Raw genomic sequence first — 20,925 nt, forward strand, 5'->3', positions numbered from 1 at the left:
GGCATGTTATCTGCCCGAGGCATTCTAATACTAAATTAAGCCGTTAATAACTGGTTCATGCGGCGAATAAACTGATTAGGATCCTCTAAAGTCCCCCTCTCAGCTAATAACGCTTGATCCAGTAATAACTCAACCCATTGTGCAAATTGAGTATCATCAGCAACATCAGCAGCACGTTTGACCAAACCGTGCTCTGGGTTCAGTTCAAAAATGTACTTAACTTCCGGTGCCTGTTGGCCAGCAGCCGCGAACAATTTCGCCATCTGCGTGCTCATTTCATCAGCATCGGTAGTGACAATCGCCGGAGTATCCGTTAGGCGGTGAGTCAGACGGACATCTTTGACACGCTCACCCAACAGCGTTTTTACGCGCTCAACAAAAGGCTCCAGGGCTTTATCTGCTTCTTGCTGCTCTGGACGCTCTTCATCAGCCAGTTTATTCAGCGAATCATCTGCTTTACTGACAGATTGGAAAACTTTGCCATCGAACTCGGTCAGATAACTCATCATCCATTCGTCGATACGATCGGATAACAGTAAGACTTCAATGCCTTTTTTACGGAACAGTTCCAAGTGCGGGCTGTTCTTAGCCGCAGCATAGCTATCAGCAGTGATGTAATAAATCTTCTCCTGCCCTTCTGCCATACGGCTGACATAATCTTCTAAGGACACGGTCTGCGCTGAACTGTCTGTATGAGTTGAAGCAAAGCGCAACAATTTAGCAATAATATCTTTGTTGCTGCCGTCCTCCGCTGGCCCCTCTTTTAACGCCATACCGAACTGTTGCCAGAATTGCTGATACTTCTCAGCATCGTCTTTAGCCAGTTTTTCCAGCATTTGCAGCACACGCTTCGTCAATGCACTGCGCAGGTTCTGAGTCACACGGCTGTCTTGCAGAATTTCACGCGAAACGTTCAGTGGCAGATCATTAGAATCAATCAGACCACGAACAAAACGCAGATAATTCGGCATGAATTGCTCCGCATCATCCATGATAAACACGCGCTGTACATAGAGTTTCAGGCCATGTTTGTGATCACGATTCCACATATCCCAAGGCGCTTGTGCCGGGATATACAGCAGGCTGGTGTACTCTTGTTTACCTTCTACGCGGTTATGACTCCAAATGAGTGGGTCAGTAAAGTCATGAGCAATATGTTTGTAGAATGCTTTATATTCGTCATCCGTTATTTCAGCTTTGCCGCGAGTCCACAGAGCTTGGGCTTTGTTGATTTTTTCCCAAGTTACAGTGCCGTCTTCTTCATTTTTACTTTGGATTTCGACTGGCAGTGCAATATGGTCTGAATACTTGCTGATAACAGAGCGCAAGCGCCAGTCGTCAAGATATTCATCTTCACCTTCTCGTAGGTGCAAGGTGATTTCTGTTCCGCGGTCTTCTTTAGTGATTTCCGCGATGGTGTAATCACCCTCGCCTTCTGACTCCCAGAACACACCCGCATCAGCAGGTGCGCCCGCTGCGCGGGTACGAACAGTGACTTTATCTGCCACGATGAATGCAGAATAGAAGCCCACACCAAACTGACCGATTAATTGACTGTCTTTAGCTTGATCTGAACCAATAGATTCTAGAAATGCTTTAGTCCCTGATTTTGCGATAGTACCGAGATTATCAATGACTTCATCACGGCTCATACCAATGCCGTTATCACTTAGGGTCAAAGTCCGTTTTTCTTTATCAAAAGATAAACGCACACGCAGCTCGCCATCACCTTCAAACAATTCTGGGTGAGACAGTGCGCGGAAACGGAGTTTATCTGCTGCATCAGAGGCGTTAGAGATAAGCTCGCGCAAGAAGATTTCTTTATTAGAATAAAGCGAGTGAATCATCAAATGGAGAAGCTGTTTTACTTCTGACTGAAATCCACGGGTTTCTTGACCTTTCATACTCATTAATTACCTCAATCCAAATTACCGATAGGTAGATAAAATCGAACAATGAGTATCAGATGGGGCCAGTAATGGAAGGTTTCAAGTCTCAATGCGGAAAAAATAGAGAATCAGGGGCGATTTATTGAGCATCACGAATGAAATTATTCATATGATAATCAATAACAAAACAATCGCCCACCAGATTAAATAACATCAGCACTGGATGAATCAGTACTTAATGGGATTACGACCCGCTAATGAGTGGGATAAGGTGGTGCCGTCAACCATTTCCAACTCGCCGCCCACAGGCACGCCATGTGCAATGCGGCTGGCTAGCACACCATACTGGCCGCACATCTGACCAATATAGTTGGCGGTTGCATCCCCTTCGACTGTCGGGTTTGTCGCCAGAATGACTTCACTGATAGTTTCAGTTTCAAGCCGTTTCTCCAGCAAATTCAAACCAATGTCATCAGGACCAATACCATCCATGGGGGACAAATGCCCCATCAGCACAAAATAGCGCCCGCCAAACTGGCCCGTTTGCTCGATAGCATGGATATCTGCCGGGCTTTCGACTACACAGATTTGGCCATTTTGCTGCCGCCGCGGATTAGAGCAAATAGTACAGCGCTCTTGCTCGGTAAATGTGCGGCAGTCACTACAGTGGCCGATTTCGGACATCGCGCGGGTCAAAGACTGCGCCAGACGCATTCCACCGCTACGATCGCGCTGTAGCAGTTGGAATGCCATACGTTGTGCTGACTTCGGGCCAACACCCGGCAAGCAGCGCAACGCCTCCATTAATGATTCAAGGAGTGGGCTGGTTTGCATCAGAACGGCATCTTAAAGCCTGGTGGCAGCTGCATACCATTTGATACAGAAGCCATTTTCTCTTTTTGCGTTTCATCGATACGACGAGCGGCGTCATTAAATGCAGCAGCGATTAAATCTTCTACCATGTCTTTATCATCTTCAAACAGACTTTGGTCGATCTCAACCCGGCGGCAGTTATGCGCCCCATTGATGGTTACTTTTACCAAGCCCGCGCCAGATTCACCGGTAACTTCCAATTTGGCGACTTCTTCCTGCATCTGCTGCATTTTTTCCTGCATCTGCTGGGCTTGTTTCATTAAATTGCCAATACCGCCTTTACCAAACATAGTCATCTCTCATAGCAAGGGGCTGCGTCAGTGCACCATACACTTATCACAGCAGTTAAACCGGTCGGATACTTTCTTCATCCAATTCGGCGTCGAAGAAACGACGCAGTGTTTGAATATTGTTATCCGCAATAATTGACTGGCGAGCTTGTGCCAGTTTTTCTTCATAAATGGCTTGCCGCCATTCCAGCGGGGTGCGCTCCGCCAGATTATCATCTTCAGTAACGCTAAGTGTGACAGCACTCCCGTGTAATTCGCTCAATGCATCTGCCAACGCCTTTTGTGCCGATGGCGAGTTTAAATGGCGCTGAGCAGAACGCAAGTGAAGGCAAATATTACCCGGTTCTATTTCTTCTTTAAATGCATTCAGCGCAAGTTGTTGCACCAATTTAGGTATTTGTAACTTATCTATCTCTGCCGCCCATGGGTCTCGCAGCATCGCCTCTTGGGCCAATTTAGCAGAAAGTTCCGGCGTTTTTTCATGCTCCAACGCCGAACGTAATGCTTTAGGCGTGGCCACGGGTTCTACCGCCACCTCTGGCTGATTCTGCGCCGTCCAGCGGTAAGCTTCTTTCTTCGCCGGTTTCTTCTCTTCCGTGGATTTAGCTGCCAGACGCTGTTGGCTGCGCTCAGTCACCGAAGCTAAGCGCTCCAGTGTTGAGTTTGCCGGCCGCGCTTTTCCTGGCGCTGCCGGCTCATTCTTTTTTGGTGTCGTCGTCCCCGACTGGCGCAGCAATTGCGTACGCGCCTGAAGCAATTGCGCGGTAGAATCCGGGAGATCAGTATTGACCTGCACAGCAGCACCTAATGGCGGGGCCTCGTGCTGTGGCACATGTTGAGTATAGACCGGAGCCTGCTTCTGTTGCGGTGCCGAAGTATTCTCAACGACCGCAGCAGGAGTGCTGGCAGAGATAATCTGCGGCTCGGCAATCTGCGGCTCGGCAATGATTGCTTTCGGGTGAAACGCCAATGCTCGCAATAAGGTCATTTCAACCCCCATCCGGCGATCTGGGGCGTATGCTAACTCTTTTCGCCCCACCAGCAATATCTGGTAGTACAACTGAATATCTGCCGGCGGTAGTGTTCGAGCCAGCTCACGTAGTCGCGGTTCAATGGTGGCGTAATGATTATCCAGCATTGATGGCAATAATTGCACCATCGCAATGCGGTGTAGCAAACTTAAGGTTTCAACTAGCAGGTTTTCCCAGTCAACACCACGGGACGCCGCTTGCTCTAGCTGCGCCATCACCCGCGCACCATCCGCACTCACCAGCGCTTCAATAATCGCCAGCGGCTGTTCATCATCCAGTGTCCCCAGCATTTGGCTGACGGTAGCTGTCGTGACATGACCATCGCCCATGGCTATAGCTTGGTCGGCCAAACTCAGCGCATCGCGCATGCTGCCATCAGCCGCTCGCGCCAGCAATTGCAATGCTCGGGCATCACTACTGATTTGTTCAGCTAGCAATATCTTTTCGAGCTGCGCACGGATCACCTCAACATCAATGACTTTAAGGTGGAACTGCAAACAGCGCGAAAGTATTGTTACGGGCAACTTTTGTGGATCTGTCGTCGCCAGCAGAAATTTCACATGAGCAGGCGGCTCTTCCAAAGTCTTCAACAACGCATTGAAACTGTGCCGTGACAACATATGAACTTCATCAATCAAATAGACCTTAAAGCGGCCACGGGCGGGGGCGTACTGGACATTATCCAGTAGTTCGCGTGTATCTTCGACTTTCGTGCGCGAGGCGGCATCGATTTCGATCAAGTCAACAAAACGGCCCTGCTCAATTTCCTGGCAATTAGCACAGATGCCGCAAGGGGTGGCGGTAATACCCGTTTCGCAATTAAGTCCTTTGGCCAGCAACCGGGCTATAGAGGTCTTACCTACCCCACGGGTGCCAGAAAATAAATAGGCGTGATGAATGCGCCCTAATGAAAGGCCATTAGCCAACGCCGTCAGAACATGTTCCTGACCAACGACGTCTGCAAACGTTTTGGGGCGCCACTTACGGGCAAGGACCTGATAGCTCATTAATACTTCATCATTGATTTGTAAAGAATAATTTAGTCACCAATTTAAAAACCACCATTTAACTTATATACCGGCGGTCTGTTTTCGAATAGCGTCATTCGAATAGTGACAGGCTAAATCTTAGTGTACCAGTACACCCATCGTCATTCCCAAAAATTTGATGCGATGAACTGCATTGGTCAGCGCTACCGAGCACCAGCTGAGAACCAGAGAGGGAAATTAATGGCGATAGAAAAATGCCGGAGAAATTAGGTCACACAGGAAATGAGACTAAAACAGCCTCATGATGGGTTATGAGGCTGATATCTTCATTACAATCAATGGCCGGCGAAATCAACCAGACTGTAGCAAGTAATCCCTTGCTGATTAAGGCGAACTTCGCCACCCAAGTCGGGTAAATTAATCACAAACGCGGCATCAGTAACTTCACCACCCAGTTGACGAATAAGCTTAGCTGTCGCTTCAATCGTCCCACCGGTCGCCAGTAAATCATCAATAACCAAGACCTTGTCGCCCGGTTGGATGCTGTCGGTGTGGATTTCAAGTTTGTCAGTGCCGTATTCTAACTCATAGCTTTCGCTGATGGTTTCGCGTGGTAACTTACCAGGCTTACGTACTGGAACAAAACCAACCCCCAGAGACAAAGCCACCGGCGCGCCAAACAGAAAACCACGGGCTTCAGTACCCACGACTTTAGTCACGCCCTTATCCAAATAACGCTCAGTCAATAACTCGATGCTGGCTGCATAGGCTAATGGATCTTCCAGCAAGCTGGTCACATCACGGAACAGTATTCCCTTTTTCGGGTAGTCAGGGATGGTTTTGATACTGTCTTGAATATATTTAAGCTGTTGTGCTGTATTAGGTGCAGTAGCGGTCATAATTTGTGCCTGATAAAACTGCTGTACATACTAAAGCGCGGCCAGTCGATGTTAAAAGGCATCGGCTGAGTAACTCATTCTATCAACCGCTCACGCCCCGATAGAAAAAATTACTGCCTCCTTAATCCTAAGGACGCAACGAGGGAATATCCCGCGCACGAAAACGCTCAAATCTATGCAAACTGGCATTAAAATGCAACTGATGTGAGCTGCTCAGTGCCTTTTTTGTTGCGATAGGTCAATAACTGGCATACGCAACATAAATGTCAATAATAGCGTTAATATAATGAGCAAGATGCCCCTGACCCACCAAATTTTCACGAACCAAAGCGAAATGGCAAAAGTGAGTATGGTGACCAATATTGCTTTCCATTTAGTGCCGGGGGGCAAAGCCCGATGTTGCTGCCATGTGCGGATATAGCTACCAAACCATGAACGATAAAGCAGCCAATAATGGAAACGGGGCGAGGAGCGGGCAAAACACCACGCAGCCAAGAGTAAAAACGGCGTAGTGGGTAAAAGCGGAAGCACGACACCTAAGGTTGCCAAAATCACGGCCAGCCAACCCAAAGCCATCAACAACCAACGAGACATATACTCCCTTTATATACCTAAATAATTCGAATTGCAGGAAGGCAGCCAACACCCATCAGTTTGAAGTATAACGAGTATCATGACATTGATTAAATGTGACCCTATCATTAACGCATGCACTCATCATCATCAACAGATATTCTTGGCATTATTAGCACAAAATATAGATTTACCGCCCCTTTGCTTGTAACTCTCGGCATTCAAAGGCAAGCTGGCAAAAAATATCCAGGAGAAGCGCCATGAGTACAGAAAAGCTATTGCAGGTGCTTGAAAGCCAAATAGAGGCATTGTCGGCACAGGTTGGCCCCCAAGCAAATACCCCGTCTCAACAAGCTCGTTTTGACCTGAATTTATTTGGCAATCATGGTAACCGTTTTCGCGATTACCTACTGGAAGTGCACAAGAATATGGCTCAGTTAAAACTGGTCGTTGCAGAAAATCGCACACAGCAAGTCGCTTTTTTGGCTGAGAAACTGGTTGCACAAATATCGGCCTTACAAAGAGAATTAGCGACTCAAAAGCTGAGAAAGTCCAATCCCGACCCAAAATATAATAAGTTGGATCCTTACCATAAGCTAGCTGAGCATCAAGACTACGAACGCCGAATCATAGCCATGATTCAAGATAGAGAGAGCCAACTGGGTAAGCAAAACCTATTGACGGAGCAGCAAAAAATACAAAAAGAACTCGCTGCATTGGAAGGCCGTTTAATGCGTTGCCGACAGGCGCTGATAAAAATAGAGCGCAGCATTGAGAGGAAAGAGAACGGTTTTTGAATATTTGTCACATTTTTTGAATCATTAGGGTTTCGATAGCGAATACTTTTCTATAATGTTGAGTACCTACTTACCTTCTTTGAAGTTGCAGGTGTGTGGTAGGGCTCAATCTCCCTAACGCTTTACTTATGTAAGTTCACTCGTCTTATGTAAGTTCACTGGGCCCTCTTATTTACCTCTGTTTGCAGCTTGAAATCTATTAGTAGATGGTTTGAAATCAAGTCAGGTGGGCACCAGCAGTGCGGTATCCTTGCCCGGCTTTCCTAATTCACTGAAAATCAAATGTTGGCCAGATTATGTCAGTTGAAAAAACGTCACCAGAACTGCAACTGGCAGTAGATCTTATCTACTTGCTGGAATGCAATGAGATAGCGCCGGAAACAGCACTGGCAGCGCTAGCTATCGTGCAACTTGATTATCAGCGTAAACTACGAAATCAGAAATCTGATTGACACGGTTGTTTCTGGTATTTAGCCAAGGCGGTACACCCGGTATCGCCTTGTTGCGACTCATTGCATAGCAGATAATTGAATTCATCAATACCTCCCCACCCGCCCCCTTAAGCAAGTGGCTTATTGATATCCGGCAAATCAGGTTTGGTATCACCTATTGCAGACTTTTCAGACGGCGCAGTAGGTAATTTATTGGTCTCGAAAGGCCGGCTAACTTCTTGAATTTCAGTACCATCTGGTTTGTGCAAATAAACGTCCAATTGATTAAATGCAATATTAATATCATTCTCACGGCATAACTTATCAATTGCACTATTCAATTCATCAACCGTATAGCTACGGTCACGTAATTCGCGCACATATACACGTAATTCATGATCAAGTGTGCTGGCACCAAAATTAAGGAAGAATACATGGGGTTCAGGGTCAGTCATAACCCGTGAGTTTTCGTGCGCGGCTTTTAGCAAAATTTCTTTTACTTTTGCTAAATCAGAACCATACGCAACCCCGACTTTAATAATTATCCGGGTAACAGTATCAGAGAGAGACCAGTTAATCAGTCGCTCAGTCACAAAGGCCTTATTCGGAATAATCACTTCTTTACGGTCAAAATCAGTGATCGTCGTAGCACGAATACGGATTTTGTTTACATTGCCGGAGAAAGTCCCAATGGTAATGGTATCGCCGATACGAACAGGGCGTTCGAATAAAATAATCAAACCTGATACAAAGTTGGCAAATATTTCCTGTAAGCCGAACCCCAGGCCCACTGACAGAGCAGCAACCAACCATTGTAATTTATCCCACGAAACCCCGAGCGAGCTAAGCGCAGTTATCCCCCCAATAGCAGTAATTAGATAGGTCAAAATGGTGGTGATGGCGTAAGAGGTTCCCTGGCGTAGTTGTAGCCGTGATAAAACCACCACTTCAAGCAAGCCGGGTAAGTTACGCGTCAGGATATAAGCAACGACCAATGCCATCAACGCTACGAGCATGTTCCCCAATGTGACCGCCTGAGCAACACTCGTGCCCGCGACTGTTGTGGTGTAATGCCACAAAGAGATGCTGTCCAAATAAGAGATAACCGTTATCAAATCAGCCCATATAGCATAAAAACAGGTGGCAAAAATCAGGAACAGGACCATGGTGGTCAAACGTAATGACTGTTGGTTAATTTGCTCCAACGCCAATGGAGGCTCTTCTACTGGCTCCCCTCCTTCAGCGCCCTCTTTAACCAGGTTTTGTCGCCGGGCAATTGCTCGGCGGTAAGCTAAACGCCGTGCCGCAACCCCCAGTCCGCGAATGGCGGTCAGATAAACGATATTCCATAAGAACAATAAATAGAGGCTATCAATCCAGCGGCCAACCAGTTGCAATGTTGTATAGAAATACCCAGCAACCATTAATCCAATCAATATGATTGGTGTTCCCGCTATCGCAGTGACAATGACCAACCGAACCGCATGAGAGTCTTTCTCACGCCAGCTATCGCGACAGAATGGGTAGACGAACAAAGCCAATAGTGCCAACGCAATGACAATGACAATCTGCCCAATAACATCATCTACCAGCCTAAGCGGGCTTTTCTCCCCCAAAGCAGACCAAAAGATAACGGGCAGTAACGCCGCCCCTAAACGCACCATTTGGCGTCGATAATGAGCACATCTATCCGCCGCTATCATAAAATGCCGTTCAGTGATGCCACATGGAGATAACATGCGATATGTCAGGTCAAACACCAACCAGAATAGGGCCAGACGTTGGAAGAAGCTCCAGAAGAAATCGCTAAGATTGAAGTCTGAGCGCAAGCACCAATAACCCACGCCCACAATGACCAAAGCCCCTGGCAGCACTTTCAGCAAGGTGAGCAAAATGGCCTTGGGTGTGTGCATTTGGCTATCGTGCTTTAATTGCCCGACATCAGAGGCTAACCTGTCCAAATGCTTATTAATGATTTTGTAGCGTGAACGGATGACGCCAACCACAATCAGCATCGGTATCAAGAACACCAATGACTTAACTAATCCAGCTAATACATCATCCCAAGATAAGGTAAAATGAAAGTTACTCAACTCAGCTTTCAATGCACTCGGCAATGCTTTCAACCAAGACCAATCCATTGGTTTATTACTGCTAACCCAAAAGATTTGCTGTGTCAGGGTATGTTGAAGTGACTCATTAACACTCAGTAATTGCTGCTGGTTAATTTGCAGGTTTATAGCCAGAGTCAGCTGATTACCTAGCTGTTTATTTAGCTGATCCAGGAGTTCACGTCGGATATCGACTATCTGCCCCAATGCATCTTCCACATCAGGGCTGATTTTCTCTTTACTGTCAGTCATCAGGGTTTGAATGTAGTCATCCCCCTGGAATAGCTGATCACGCTGCTGATTGATTTCGAATTGTTCTAAACGCAAATCCGCGATGCGTGGCCCCATATTGGTAATTAAACCAGAAGTGGGCAAATTGAGTTGCTGTTGGTACAAAATACGAGAAAGCAGCAAACTACCCCGTAAAACGGTAATTTGCTCCTTTAAATTACGTTCAGATTGCAGAGCGCGATCCAGCCAATTTTTGACCCTGATATTCTGTTGTACCAGCGTGTTACCTTCTTTAGTGGCATTAATCAATTGCTGGCTCAATTCCTTGTTAATCGCCAATTCCCGACTGACCAAGGGGTCATTTTGGATATCAGCCGCATCATCAGGCACTTGCGCTTCTTTAGCCGTTTTCTCTGAAAGAATTAACCGCTTGCCACTCACCACTTCTTGCAATAGCTGGACATAACGCTCCAACTGATCAATGTGTGCGGTGGTGTAATCCCGTTGTTTTTGCAGCAAATCTTGTAAGGTGGTATTCGCTTCCAAATTTTTACGCTGTAGATCTAGTTGCGCGTTTAACATGACTTGCTCAGTCAATAGCGTTTGCTGCTGGGTCGGCCGCAAAACCTCTTGGTTCGGAGCTAATCCGTTGAGTTGGTTGCGAATCTGCATTAAACGCATCGATGCGCTATACATGGTACTTTGCACACGTTCTGGTTGAGTCTGCAGAGAAATTAGCTGGCTGTTATAGGCCGAGAGGTCTTCTTGCGCGGATTGTAAGTCATCCAATGTTTCATTTAGACGTGATTCCAACTGGCGTAATGAATAGTTCGCCAAGGATTCTCGAGTCAAGGTATCTGCTAAATTATTCTTAAGTGCATCCAGCCCTTCCGTCGCCTGCCGTAATTTCGCCGGTGCCTGTGCTAATTGCTGCCTAAGCTGATTGGCTTCCTGCTTAGTACGCTCGATAGTATCAAGATATTCCAGCGTATTCGTCAGATCTTGTTGTGATAGCTTTTCAGCTGGCGACAATATTTTTTGTTTTGATAATGTATCCAACTGGCTCAGTACTTCATTGCGCGTCGGCACATCTATATTTATCCCGGCCGCGAAAACCGAGCCAGAAGCTAGCAAAGTAATTACAAGCAGGGTAATCATTATCTGTAGGCGTAATAAAAATGCGCCTGTTAACAACGAAAACAATAAAGAATAAGGATGATGAAATCTGCGGCTCATATTTGGACTTCATTTCAACACAGAGACTGAAATCCTAACACGTTCAGTCTCGAGTCATTATAAGAAAAGTCTTTCAGGGCGTGAATAGCTGTAATTAATGCGGGCAGATACGCAATTGCTGCTCAATAGGATGTAACAGTCAGAAATATCGGTTGATTAGAGAAGCCAATGACCGTATTCCTTAACGGATCAAAACGTCAGAACTTTCTCGGCCGCTAGCGTCCATTGAGCCAGTTCACCCAAAGTACCGATTTCCACCCCATCAACTAAGGCTAACCCGCTAATACCACGCGCATCTGCACACGTTTTACAGAGTTTAACCGGAACATTCTGTGCTGTGAGTATTTCTAACATTTGCTGCAAATTATAGCCTTCTCGCGGCTGTTGCCCATTAAGGCCAGCAATAACTGCATCAGACATTAAAAATAGACGTAAATCGAGACTGGTCTGCTGCTCTTTTAATGCAATGGATAAACGCAGCGCATTAAATAAAGATTCCTGTCCATACGCAGCACCATTGGCAATAATGACCAGTGAACTCGTTTCATTACTCATACAAACCTCTACAGTTAATCCTATGCCTTGCTGTTAGTCTCTTTTAGCAAGGAAAGGCTATGGCCTAGCATATCCAGATAAGCATCAATTAATACTGGTGCCTCTTGTTTTATATCAAAACTTTCCGGCATAAAAAGCCAGTTTTCCATCAAACCTGTAATATAGGCTCTCATGATAATCGCAGCTCGGCGAGTATCAAGATTTGTGGGCAGTTGATTGGCGTCAATACAGCCTTGTAAAACTGATTCAATTCGCTCATAGCTAGCTAAATCAAGGACTTTGCGTGCATCGTGGAAGGGGGTCATCTCTCCGACAAATTCACATTTATGGAATACAATTTCCATTAATGCGCGACGTCGGCAATCCTCACGTGTAGAAACAAGAACATAAATGAGTATTTCACGCAGAATACGGAGTGGATTATCAGGATATTTTGCCTGATACTCTAATTCGAGCTGATCAACTTTAGATTCTGATAACTCCCAAACTTCGTTAAACAGGTCTACCTTATTCTTGAAGTGCCAGTAAATTGCGCCTCGGGTCACACCAGCGGCGACAGCAATATCAGTAAGTGAAGTGCCGGAAACACCGTGTGCAGAAAATTCCCGCACGGCGGCATCTAGAATTTGTTGCCGGGTCTCTTCAGCTTGCTGTTTGGTTTTTCGTGCCATAGCGTTGTTTTTTCGAGGGGGTGCGATTTACATACATTAACGAATGTATGTACCATAGCACGCACATATAATTTACGCAGCAATGGGTTTTAAAGCTTGTGATCCATTGAATTAAATTAAAAATCGGACACTTGAGGTTTATCTATGAGCAAAAACAGAGGGGTAATGCCTCTGGCTGCAATTCTGGTACTTTCAGGCAGCTTAGTACTTATAGGATGTAATGACAAAGATGCGGCGCAAGCCCATGCTCAACAGGCACCTGAAGTCGGCATTGTGACGTTGAAAGCTGCACCACTGAATATCACAACCGAATTGCCTGGCCGCACGTCCGCATTCCGTGTTGCAGAAGTTCGTCCGCAAGTTAGCGGTATTATCCTTAAACGTAACTATGTTGAAGGCAGTGATGTCACCGCCGGAACATCACTTTATCAAATTGATCCTGCGACCTATCAGGCCGCTTATGACAGCGCAAAAGGTGATTTAGCTAAAGCACAAGCAGCGGCTGAAATCGCCCGTCTGACCGTGAATCGCTACAAACCATTGCTGGGCACGAACTACATCAGTAAGCAAGAGTATGACCAAGCGGTGTCTGATTCTATGCAAGCCAATGCTTCCGTTCTGGCGGCAAAAGCAGCGGTAGAAACTGCTCGTATTAATCTGGCTTATACCCAAGTCACCTCGCCAATCAGCGGGCGTACCGGTAAATCTTCAGTGACTGAAGGTGCATTGGTGACCAGTGGTCAGGCAACTGCAATGACTACCGTCCAACAACTTGACCCGATGTACGTTGATGTTACTCAGTCAAGCGATGAGTTCCTGCGCCTGAAAAAAGAGCTGACAGATGGCACGCTCAAACAAGAAAACGGTAAAGCTAAAGTTCGCTTGTTGCTGGAAAACGGCACTGAATATGCAGAAACCGGCACCTTAGAATTCTCTGGTGTGACCGTGGATGAAACCACCGGTTCTATTACTATCCGCGCCATTTTCCCTAACCCGAATGAAGCGTTGTTACCAGGGATGTTTGTTCGCGCCCGTCTGGATGAAGGTGTCCGTCCTGATGCACTGTTAGTGCCTCAGCAAGGTATAACCCGTAACCCACGTGGAGAAGCTACCGCGATGGTTGTTGGTGCAGATGACAAAGTTGAGTTGCGCACGTTAGTTGCTAACCAAGCTATTGGTGACAAATGGTTGGTCACTGAAGGGTTGAAAGCAGGTGATCGCGTTATTGTTTCCGGCTTGCAGAAAATCAGACCGGGCGTACAGGTAAAAGTGCAGGAAGCTACGGCGTCAGCACCAAAAGAAGCCCCAGCTGATACAGCGAAGAAGTCTTAAAAGGAGCCGGTAATTCATGGCTAAGTTCTTTATAGATCGCCCCATTTTCGCTTGGGTTCTGGCTATCATTCTGATGTTGGCCGGTATCCTCGCGATAATGAAATTACCCGTTGCGCAATATCCGACCATTGCGCCACCGGCAATTTCAATCTCCGCCAACTACCCTGGCGCCGATGCGACTACTGTTCAGAATACAGTAACGCAGGTTATCGAACAGAACATGAACGGTATCGATAACTTGCTGTACATGTCTTCCAGCAGTGACTCATCCGGTAACGTTCAGATAACGTTGACCTTTAACTCAGGCACTGACCCGGATATTGCTCAGGTTCAGGTCCAGAACAAACTGCAATTAGCCATGCCATTATTGCCGCAAGAAGTGCAGCAACAAGGTGTGAGTGTTGAAAAGTCCAGTAGTAGCTTCCTAATGGTTGCCGGTTTTATTTCTGAAGACGGCACCATGCTACAAGAAGATATCGCTGACTATGTAGGTTCTAACGTTAAAGATCCCATCAGCCGTACCGCGGGTGTAGGTGATGTTCAGCTATTCGGTTCCCAGTACGCGATGCGTATCTGGATGGATCCGCACAAACTGAATAACTACAACCTGACGCCGGTTGATGTTATCAATGCTATTAAAGTCCAAAATAACCAAGTAGCCGCGGGTCAGTTAGGTGGAACACCACCGGTACCAGGCCAGCAACTGAACTCATCTATCATTGCGCAGACACGTTTAACCAGCGCGGAAGAGTTCAGCAAAATAATGCTGAAAGTGAATACAGATGGTTCGCAGGTTCGCCTAAAAGATGTGGCAATCGTGCAACTGGGGGCTGAAAACTATAACGTCATTGCCCGCTATAACGGTAAACCGGCAGCGGGTATTGGTATCAAGCTGGCGACAGGGGCTAACGCCCTGAACACCTCTGCGGCAGTAAAAGCGGAACTGGCCAAATTACAGCCGTTCTTCCCTGCTGGCTTGAAAGTGGTTTATCCATATGACACCACACCATTCGTTAAAATCTCCATTAACGAAGTGGTTAAAACATTGGTAGAAGCCATCATTCTGGTGTTCTTGGTTATGTATCTGTTCTTGCAAAACTTCCGTGCAACGTTGATTCCAACGATTGCAGTACCGGTTGTATTGCTCGGGACATTCGCCATTCTCTCCGCTTTGGGCTATTCGATAAACACCCTAACGATGTTTGGGATGGTGTTGGCGATAGGGCTATTGGTGGATGACGCCATCGTCGTCGTCGAGAACGTCGAACGTGTGATGCAAGAGGAAGGGCTGCCGCCGAAAGAAGCCACCAAAAAATCCATGGAGCAAATCCAAGGTGCTTTGGTGGGGATTGCGATGGTGCTGTCTGCGGTATTTATCCCAATGGCCTTCTTCGGTGGTGCTACTGGGGCTATTTATCGTCAGTTCTCCATTACTATCGTATCGGCGATGGTGCTCTCGGTACTGGTGGCATTGATTCTGACACCAGCATTGTGCGCAACGATGCTGAAACCTATCGCGAAAGGCGAGCATGGGCCAAAAACCGGCTTCTTCGGTTGGTTTAACCGCATGTTCGATAAAAGTACTCACCACTATACCGACAGCGTTGCCAATATCTTGCGCAGCACGGGGCGTTATCTGGTTATCTATCTGGCGATTGTGATTGGTATGGGAGTGCTGTTCCTGCGCTTACCGTCCTCATTCTTGCCGGAAGAGGATCAGGGTGTGTTCCTGACCATGGTGCAACTGCCTGCGGGTGCGACACAAGAACGTACTCAGAAAGTGCTAAATCAGGTAACTGACTATTATCTCGACAAAGAAAAAGACGTGGTTAATTCGGTATTTACCGTTAACGGCTTCGGTTTCAGTGGTCAAGGTCAGAACACCGGTCTGGCATTCGTCAGTCTGAAAAACTGGGATGAACGTCCGGGTGAGCAAAACAAAGTGCCAGCCATTGTTGGCCGCGCCTCCGCTGCTTTCTCGCAAATTAAAGACGGTTTAGTCTTCGCCTTTAACTTGCCAGCTATTGTGGAACTGGGTACGGCAACCGGCTTCGACTTCCAGTTGATTGATCAGGGTAACGTTGGGCATCAGAAATTAACTGAAGCGCGTAACCAACTGCTTGGCATGGCGGCGCAACATTCGGATATGCTGGTGGGCATGCGCCCTAACGGACTGGAAGATACACCACAGTTCAAAGTGGAAGTTGATCAGGAAAAAGCACAAGCGCTTGGCGTCGCTATTTCTGATATCAATACCACGCTAGGTTCTGCAATGGGCGGCAGCTATGTAAATGACTTTATCGACCGTGGTCGTGTTAAAAAAGTTTACGTGCAAGCTGATGCGCCATTCCGCATGCTACCGGATGATATTGATAAGTGGTATGTCCGTAACAGCTCAGGCCAGATGGTGTCATTTGCCACCTTCTCCAGCGCAAAATGGGAATACGGCTCACCGCGTCTGGAACGTTATAACGGCTTGCCATCCATGGAAATTCTGGGTCAAGCAGCACCGGGGAAAAGTACCGGTGAAGCCATGGACTTGATGCAAGAATTGGCGGCTAAATTACCTAGTGGCGTGGGTTATGACTGGACCGGTATGTCCTATCAGGAACGTCTGTCGGGTAACCAGGCTCCAGCACTGTATGCTATCTCACTGATAGTGGTCTTCTTGTGTCTGGCTGCGTTGTATGAAAGCTGGTCGATTCCATTCTCGGTCATGTTGGTGGTTCCACTGGGTGTGGTTGGTGCGTTACTGGCTGCCTCACTACGCGGTTTAAACAACGACGTTTACTTCCAAGTCGGCTTGTTGACCACGATTGGGCTATCAGCGAAGAACGCCATCTTGATTGTCGAGTTCGCTAAGGACTTGATGGACAAAGAAGGTAAAGGCTTGGTGGAGTCAACATTGGAGGCGGTGCGTATGCGTCTGCGACCAATCTTGATGACCTCACTGGCCTTTATCCTTGGGGTTCTGCCACTGGTTATCAGTAGCGGTGCAGGTTCTGGTGCACAGAATGCGGTTGGTACCGGGGTCATGGGCGGTATGATAACGGCCACAGTACTGGCCATCTTCTTTGTTCCGGTATTCTTCGTGGTGGTTCGCCGCCGCTTCAGCCGGAAAAGTGAAGATGTAGAACATGCACATGCTGTTGACCATAAGGTGAAGTAACCCAATCGGGCAACTCGTCATGTCATATTTGAAAGGCCGCAAATGCGGCCTTTTTCTTTTCCTCTCATCAATCACGGCCACAGTTCCACAGTAGAAAACAGGGCTATATCATCGCACTGAAGCAGCGAATTTCGGCGGAGTGATTATATTGTGATCAATATACCAAATAGCGGTTTGAGCATTTGCAGCGAAGCAATAAATTATTATGATAGAAATATTCATAAAAATGAAGATAAAGACAAATGGAAACAAGATTAAAAATCTTATATGACGCTCAGGTTATTGATTCCACAGTCTACTTTGGGATGCTTAATGTGCTCACTCGCTTGGAGCAACACTGGCAATTATCTATTCGCCATCCCCAAGGAGAAATATTAATCACTCACATGGCGAATGCGTTGATGCGAGCCCGTCAAGGACAGGTTATTCCGACTATCGACGATGAGATATTAAAAGAGATTGAAACTACGGCAATTTTTGCCAATATCAGGGAAATTAATAGCGATTTACTCTCACTGTTTGCCTTCGAAGTACCCGACCACGAATTAGGATATTTATTAGCAAACTTATATGGCCTGCATCTGGCCCAGCAGACAGAGAGCTAATAATTTTGATCCCCACTAAATATTCAAAAAAATGAAAGAATCATTTTACTTTAAATAATTCGAGAGAGCAGCCAACGCCATGCAGCTTGAAGTATGACAAGTATATTAGGGACAGAATATGCTACTAAAAGCATTACAAAAACAGAATCCAGCGCTCGTAGAAGCGGCACTTTTGCTATGGCAACAAGGGATGATTAAACCTGACAGCTACGTTATTGATGTTGATCAGGTCAGAAAAAATGCACGTTTACTGCTGGAAACCGCAACACAGTGTGGCATTACACTTTATCTCATGAGCAAACAGTTTGGCCGAAATCCCCTGCTGTGCAAGCTCCTGCTGGAATGTGGCTATCAGGGTATTGTGGCGGTGGATTTCAAAGAGGCGCGCCAGCTCTATCAACATAACTTGCCGGTCGCCCACATTGGCCATTTAGTGCAAATCCCAAGCGGGATGGTGGATGAGGTTGTCTCCCGTCACCCCGAGGTCATTACAGTCTACAGTGTCGCCAAAGCACGAGAAATTGCCAACGCCGCCGTGCGCCAGAACAAAGAACAAGCGCTGTTATTAAAAGTTTGGCACCCCGGTGATTTGGTTTATCCGGGACAAGAAGCTGGCTTTTCTTTGAATGAATTACCCATTGTTATCAATGAAATAAAAGCAATCCCCGGCATTCGTTTGGTGGGTGTCACGCATTTCCCCTGCATGCTTTTTGATAATGAAAAAGGCAAAACATTGCCCAGCCCGAATCTCAATACATTGATTGAGGCAAAAAGTATTCTTGAGCAACAAGGCATCCCTGTGGAGCAGGTTAATGGCCCTTCCGCAACCAGTGTTGAAAGCCTACCGCAACTGGCTAAATGGGGTGTAACCCATGCAGAGCCAGGTCATTCATTGACAGGAACAATGCCTTCTAACCAGCAGGGAAATCAGCCCGAGCATGTCGCCATGCTTTATCTGACCGAGATTTCGCATTGTCATCAAGGCAAAAGTCATTGCTACGGAGGCGGATACTATCGGCGTGGTCATTTGAGCAATGCACTGGTGTATGACCAGCAATGGCAGACCAGTAAGGTGCAAAGCCCCGCTAATGACAGCATCGACTATACCTTGAGCCTGACCGACGCCTTTGCCGTCGGTAGCCCGGTGGTAATGTGCTTTCGCACACAAATTTTCGTCACCCGCAGTGACGTGGCACTGGTGGCAGGGATCCAGTCAGGTCAGCCCATATTGCTCGGAATTTATGATAGTCAGGGGAATACCATTCCAGTGTCCACCGGACAGGAGGGGTTATGAGTAAGTTCATCGTGCTGGTCATCGACAGTTTTGGCGTGGGTGCCATGCCGGATGTCTCTGAAGTTCGCCCACAGGATATGGGAGCGAATACCTGCGCCCATATTTTGCAAACCTACCCAAAATTGCGTTTACCCAACTTGGAAAAACTGGGGTTACTCAATGCGTTGCATATCGGTTCTCCTGATTTCCATGGCAGCGTAATGCAAGATAATCCTCAAGCCAGCTTTGGGGTTGCGCTGTTGCAACATGAAGGTGGCGATACCTTCATGGGCCATCAAGAAATCATGGGAACCCTACCCCGCTCGCCTCTCAGTATGCCGTTTTCCACTGTAAAGGCGCGGGTGGCAGATGCATTACGCCAGCAAGGTTATCAAGTTGAAGAGCGCGGAGCGCCTGATGATAGCAGTGATTTGCAATTTTTATGGGTCAATAACTGTGTCGCAATTGGTGATAATCTTGAAGCCGATTTAGGCCAAGTGTTTAATATTTGTGCTAATTTAAGCGCCATTAATTTTGAGCAAGTCGAAAAAATAGGTCGGATAGTGCGCGGTTGTGTGGAAGTCAACCGGGTTATCGCCTACGGCGGGCAACTGATGAATAGTCACGCAATCATCAGTGCGGCCGAAGTTAAGCAACAGCTTTACATTGGTATTAATAGCCCGAAATCCGGTGTTTACGATAATGCTTTTCAGGTCATTCATCTGGGTTATGGTGTGGACGCTGATGTTCAGGTGCCGCGTCAGCTCGATAAAATCAATATTCCCACCGTGCTGGTGGGGAAAGTGGCTGATATTGTGACTAATCCTGCGGGGCGCAGCTACCAACAATTGGTCGATTCCCAAGCTATCCTGGATATCACTTTAGAAGAAGTACAAAGTGCGGGCAGCGCATTAATCTGTACTAATATTCAAGAAACTGATTTGGCCGGCCATGGTCAGGATGTCGCGCGCTATGCAGAACGGCTGCAATTAGTTGATAACATGTTGGGTAAAATAACAGCGGCCATGGCGACCGGTGACTGCTTGGTTGTGATGGCAGATCACGGCAATGACCCAACCATCGGCCACAGCAAACACACGCGGGAGCAAGTTCCGTTACTGGTCTATCATGCGGGAATAACGCATTGTCAGCAAAAAGGCATTCACCTGGGTAGCCGAAAAACAATGTCAGATGTTGGCGCGACAGTGTGTGAGTTCTTCGCCGCGTCAGCCCCACAAAACGGTCAATCTTTCTGGCAACAGCTCACTGACGCCAGTAAGTAGTCAGATATATTCAGATTATTTGCTGCCCTGGGTAACACATCGCCGCTTAACAGCAGGTCACAACTCCCCACCTTAAAAAGTCCGCAAACTTTATGGAGTCAGTTTACTTCGGTTTGCGGTTTTTTTTATTCGGACTTGAAACTGAAAAATGAATGGAGCATAATCATTGTTATATTATAACATAACAAATGGAGTTCTTTATGAAACCCGGCATCCATCCTAACTATCGGACTGTGGTTTTTCACGATACCAGTGCAGACACTTATTTCACCGTGGGTTCAACCATTGCCACTGAGCGCACGATTGAACGCGATGGGCAGACCTATCCTTATGTCACATTGGATATTTCTTCTGCTTCGCACCCGTATTACACCGGTAAACAGAAAGAGTTTTCAAAAGAAGGCAGCACCGCGCGTTTCCATCAGCGTTTTGGCAGCTTCCTGACCAAAAAAGCCAGCTAATTCTGAAGGTTGATTATGCAAGTATTGAGTTCATTACGTTCAGCAAAAAACCGCCATCCCGATTGCAAAATCGTCCGTCGCCGTGGGCGGGTGTATGTTACTTGCAAAAGCAATCCACGTTTTAAAGCGGTTCAGGGAGGAACCCATAAGAAGCGCTGATGTTGAGTATTTTATCTATCATTAAAAAGCCCCGTTGCTGCCCAACGGGGCTTTGCTATTTGTCATA

The 20,925-nt window shown here is 46.9% G+C and carries 18 protein-coding genes and 1 other annotated feature; of the genes, 9 read left to right on the forward strand and 9 right to left on the reverse strand.

From position 1 onward, the window contains the following. Positions 1–35: 35 nt before the first annotated feature. From htpG to F0T03_RS15815, 6 genes are all read right to left on the reverse strand, one after another. Positions 36–1,904 carry a molecular chaperone HtpG gene (htpG, locus tag F0T03_RS15790; protein WP_162527044.1) on the reverse strand — a complete coding sequence of 623 codons (1,869 nt, stop codon included), beginning with the start codon at positions 1,902–1,904 and terminating at the stop codon, positions 36–38. Positions 1,905–2,117: 213 nt separating this feature from the next. Then, a complete protein-coding gene (gene recR / locus F0T03_RS15795; RefSeq protein WP_145555777.1) occupies positions 2,118–2,723 on the reverse strand; it encodes a recombination mediator RecR in 606 nt (201 codons plus the stop codon). Beyond that, positions 2,723–3,052: a YbaB/EbfC family nucleoid-associated protein gene (locus F0T03_RS15800; protein WP_145555776.1), complete on the reverse strand. Its 330-nt coding sequence runs from the start codon at positions 3,050–3,052 to the stop codon at positions 2,723–2,725. Before F0T03_RS15800 ends, recR begins: the two co-directional genes overlap by 1 nt. A gap of 55 nt (positions 3,053–3,107) precedes the next feature. Further along, a complete protein-coding gene (dnaX, locus tag F0T03_RS15805; RefSeq protein ID WP_159679420.1) occupies positions 3,108–5,090 on the reverse strand; it encodes a DNA polymerase III subunit gamma/tau in 1,983 nt (660 codons plus the stop codon). Continuing rightward, positions 3,714–3,778: a sequence feature (DnaX frameshifting element), on the reverse strand. It overlaps the preceding gene by 65 nt. 317 nt (positions 5,091–5,407) lie before the next feature. Beyond that, positions 5,408–5,971 (reverse strand): adenine phosphoribosyltransferase, encoded by a 564-nt coding sequence (gene apt, locus F0T03_RS15810; protein WP_159679421.1) that lies wholly within the window; start codon positions 5,969–5,971, stop codon positions 5,408–5,410. 213 nt (positions 5,972–6,184) lie between these two features. Continuing rightward, a complete protein-coding gene (locus F0T03_RS15815) occupies positions 6,185–6,565 on the reverse strand; it encodes a DUF454 family protein (protein ID WP_159679422.1) in 381 nt (126 codons plus the stop codon). Between the two features lie 239 nt (positions 6,566–6,804). On the opposite strand from F0T03_RS15815, the gene priC reads away from it, so the two are divergent. Beyond that, a complete protein-coding gene (gene priC / locus F0T03_RS15820; RefSeq protein ID WP_159679423.1) occupies positions 6,805–7,341 on the forward strand; it encodes a primosomal replication protein PriC in 537 nt (178 codons plus the stop codon). 296 nt (positions 7,342–7,637) lie between these two features. After that, entirely contained in the window at positions 7,638–7,793 is a 156-nt protein-coding gene (rsmS, locus tag F0T03_RS15825) for a pleiotropic regulatory protein RsmS (RefSeq protein ID WP_145555771.1), read from the forward strand. 107 nt (positions 7,794–7,900) lie between these two features. Here rsmS and mscK read toward each other — a convergent pair whose 3' ends face one another. The 3 genes from mscK to acrR all read right to left on the reverse strand — a co-directional run bounded on the left by mscK (position 7,901) and on the right by acrR (position 12,576). Further along, entirely contained in the window at positions 7,901–11,350 is a 3,450-nt protein-coding gene (gene mscK, locus F0T03_RS15830; protein WP_162526966.1) for a mechanosensitive channel MscK, read from the reverse strand. A gap of 189 nt (positions 11,351–11,539) precedes the next feature. Continuing rightward, entirely contained in the window at positions 11,540–11,905 is a 366-nt protein-coding gene (locus tag F0T03_RS15835) for a DsrE/DsrF/TusD sulfur relay family protein (protein WP_159679424.1), read from the reverse strand. A 20-nt stretch (positions 11,906–11,925) separates the two neighbouring features. After that, positions 11,926–12,576: a multidrug efflux transporter transcriptional repressor AcrR gene (acrR, locus tag F0T03_RS15840; protein ID WP_145555769.1), complete on the reverse strand. Its 651-nt coding sequence runs from the start codon at positions 12,574–12,576 to the stop codon at positions 11,926–11,928. A gap of 144 nt (positions 12,577–12,720) precedes the next feature. Between acrR and acrA the strand changes: the two genes are divergently transcribed. The 7 genes from acrA (at position 12,721) to ykgO (ending at position 20,858) form a co-directional block, all read left to right on the forward strand. Next, positions 12,721–13,908, forward strand: coding sequence for an efflux RND transporter adaptor subunit AcrA (gene acrA / locus F0T03_RS15845; RefSeq protein WP_145555768.1), 1,188 nt, complete (start codon positions 12,721–12,723; stop codon positions 13,906–13,908). A gap of 16 nt (positions 13,909–13,924) precedes the next feature. Further along, positions 13,925–17,077, forward strand: coding sequence for an efflux RND transporter permease AcrB (acrB, locus tag F0T03_RS15850; protein ID WP_145555767.1), 3,153 nt, complete (start codon positions 13,925–13,927; stop codon positions 17,075–17,077). Between the two features lie 242 nt (positions 17,078–17,319). Further along, positions 17,320–17,682: a PRD domain-containing protein gene (locus F0T03_RS15855; protein ID WP_159679425.1), complete on the forward strand. Its 363-nt coding sequence runs from the start codon at positions 17,320–17,322 to the stop codon at positions 17,680–17,682. Positions 17,683–17,800: 118 nt separating this feature from the next. Further along, positions 17,801–18,976 carry a YhfX family PLP-dependent enzyme gene (locus tag F0T03_RS15860; protein WP_159679426.1) on the forward strand — a complete coding sequence of 392 codons (1,176 nt, stop codon included), beginning with the start codon at positions 17,801–17,803 and terminating at the stop codon, positions 18,974–18,976. Then, positions 18,973–20,238 (forward strand): phosphopentomutase, encoded by a 1,266-nt coding sequence (locus F0T03_RS15865; RefSeq protein WP_159679427.1) that lies wholly within the window; start codon positions 18,973–18,975, stop codon positions 20,236–20,238. Before F0T03_RS15860 ends, F0T03_RS15865 begins: the two co-directional genes overlap by 4 nt. Positions 20,239–20,438: 200 nt before the next feature. Beyond that, positions 20,439–20,699 (forward strand): type B 50S ribosomal protein L31, encoded by a 261-nt coding sequence (locus tag F0T03_RS15870; protein WP_145555763.1) that lies wholly within the window; start codon positions 20,439–20,441, stop codon positions 20,697–20,699. A gap of 15 nt (positions 20,700–20,714) precedes the next feature. Then, positions 20,715–20,858: a type B 50S ribosomal protein L36 gene (gene ykgO, locus F0T03_RS15875; RefSeq protein ID WP_159679428.1), complete on the forward strand. Its 144-nt coding sequence runs from the start codon at positions 20,715–20,717 to the stop codon at positions 20,856–20,858. The last annotated feature ends 67 nt before the right edge of the window (positions 20,859–20,925 follow it).

The sequence above is a fragment of the Yersinia canariae genome, from assembly GCF_009831415.1.
GTDB lineage: Bacteria > Pseudomonadota > Gammaproteobacteria > Enterobacterales > Enterobacteriaceae > Yersinia > Yersinia canariae.

What these genes read in the sequence shown, in the direction of transcription:
- ykgO (WP_159679428.1), top strand. Translation starts at nt 20,715, where the DNA reads ATGCAAGTATTGAGTTCATTACGTTCAGCAAAAAACCGCCATCCCGAT.
- acrB (WP_145555767.1), top strand. Translation starts at nt 13,925, where the DNA reads ATGGCTAAGTTCTTTATAGATCGCCCCATTTTCGCTTGGGTTCTGGCT.
- acrA (WP_145555768.1), top strand. Translation starts at nt 12,721, where the DNA reads ATGAGCAAAAACAGAGGGGTAATGCCTCTGGCTGCAATTCTGGTACTT.
- F0T03_RS15835 (WP_159679424.1), bottom strand. Translation starts at nt 11,905, where the DNA reads ATGAGTAATGAAACGAGTTCACTGGTCATTATTGCCAATGGTGCTGCG.
- htpG (WP_162527044.1), bottom strand. Translation starts at nt 1,904, where the DNA reads ATGAAAGGTCAAGAAACCCGTGGATTTCAGTCAGAAGTAAAACAGCTT.
- F0T03_RS15815 (WP_159679422.1), bottom strand. Translation starts at nt 6,565, where the DNA reads ATGTCTCGTTGGTTGTTGATGGCTTTGGGTTGGCTGGCCGTGATTTTG.
- recR (WP_145555777.1), bottom strand. Translation starts at nt 2,723, where the DNA reads ATGCAAACCAGCCCACTCCTTGAATCATTAATGGAGGCGTTGCGCTGC.
- rsmS (WP_145555771.1), top strand. Translation starts at nt 7,638, where the DNA reads ATGTCAGTTGAAAAAACGTCACCAGAACTGCAACTGGCAGTAGATCTT.
- dnaX (WP_159679420.1), bottom strand. Translation starts at nt 5,090, where the DNA reads ATGAGCTATCAGGTCCTTGCCCGTAAGTGGCGCCCCAAAACGTTTGCA.
- F0T03_RS15855 (WP_159679425.1), top strand. Translation starts at nt 17,320, where the DNA reads ATGGAAACAAGATTAAAAATCTTATATGACGCTCAGGTTATTGATTCC.
- F0T03_RS15870 (WP_145555763.1), top strand. Translation starts at nt 20,439, where the DNA reads ATGAAACCCGGCATCCATCCTAACTATCGGACTGTGGTTTTTCACGAT.
- F0T03_RS15800 (WP_145555776.1), bottom strand. Translation starts at nt 3,052, where the DNA reads ATGTTTGGTAAAGGCGGTATTGGCAATTTAATGAAACAAGCCCAGCAG.
- acrR (WP_145555769.1), bottom strand. Translation starts at nt 12,576, where the DNA reads ATGGCACGAAAAACCAAACAGCAAGCTGAAGAGACCCGGCAACAAATT.
- apt (WP_159679421.1), bottom strand. Translation starts at nt 5,971, where the DNA reads ATGACCGCTACTGCACCTAATACAGCACAACAGCTTAAATATATTCAA.
- F0T03_RS15865 (WP_159679427.1), top strand. Translation starts at nt 18,973, where the DNA reads ATGAGTAAGTTCATCGTGCTGGTCATCGACAGTTTTGGCGTGGGTGCC.
- F0T03_RS15860 (WP_159679426.1), top strand. Translation starts at nt 17,801, where the DNA reads ATGCTACTAAAAGCATTACAAAAACAGAATCCAGCGCTCGTAGAAGCG.
- mscK (WP_162526966.1), bottom strand. Translation starts at nt 11,350, where the DNA reads ATGAGCCGCAGATTTCATCATCCTTATTCTTTATTGTTTTCGTTGTTA.
- priC (WP_159679423.1), top strand. Translation starts at nt 6,805, where the DNA reads ATGAGTACAGAAAAGCTATTGCAGGTGCTTGAAAGCCAAATAGAGGCA.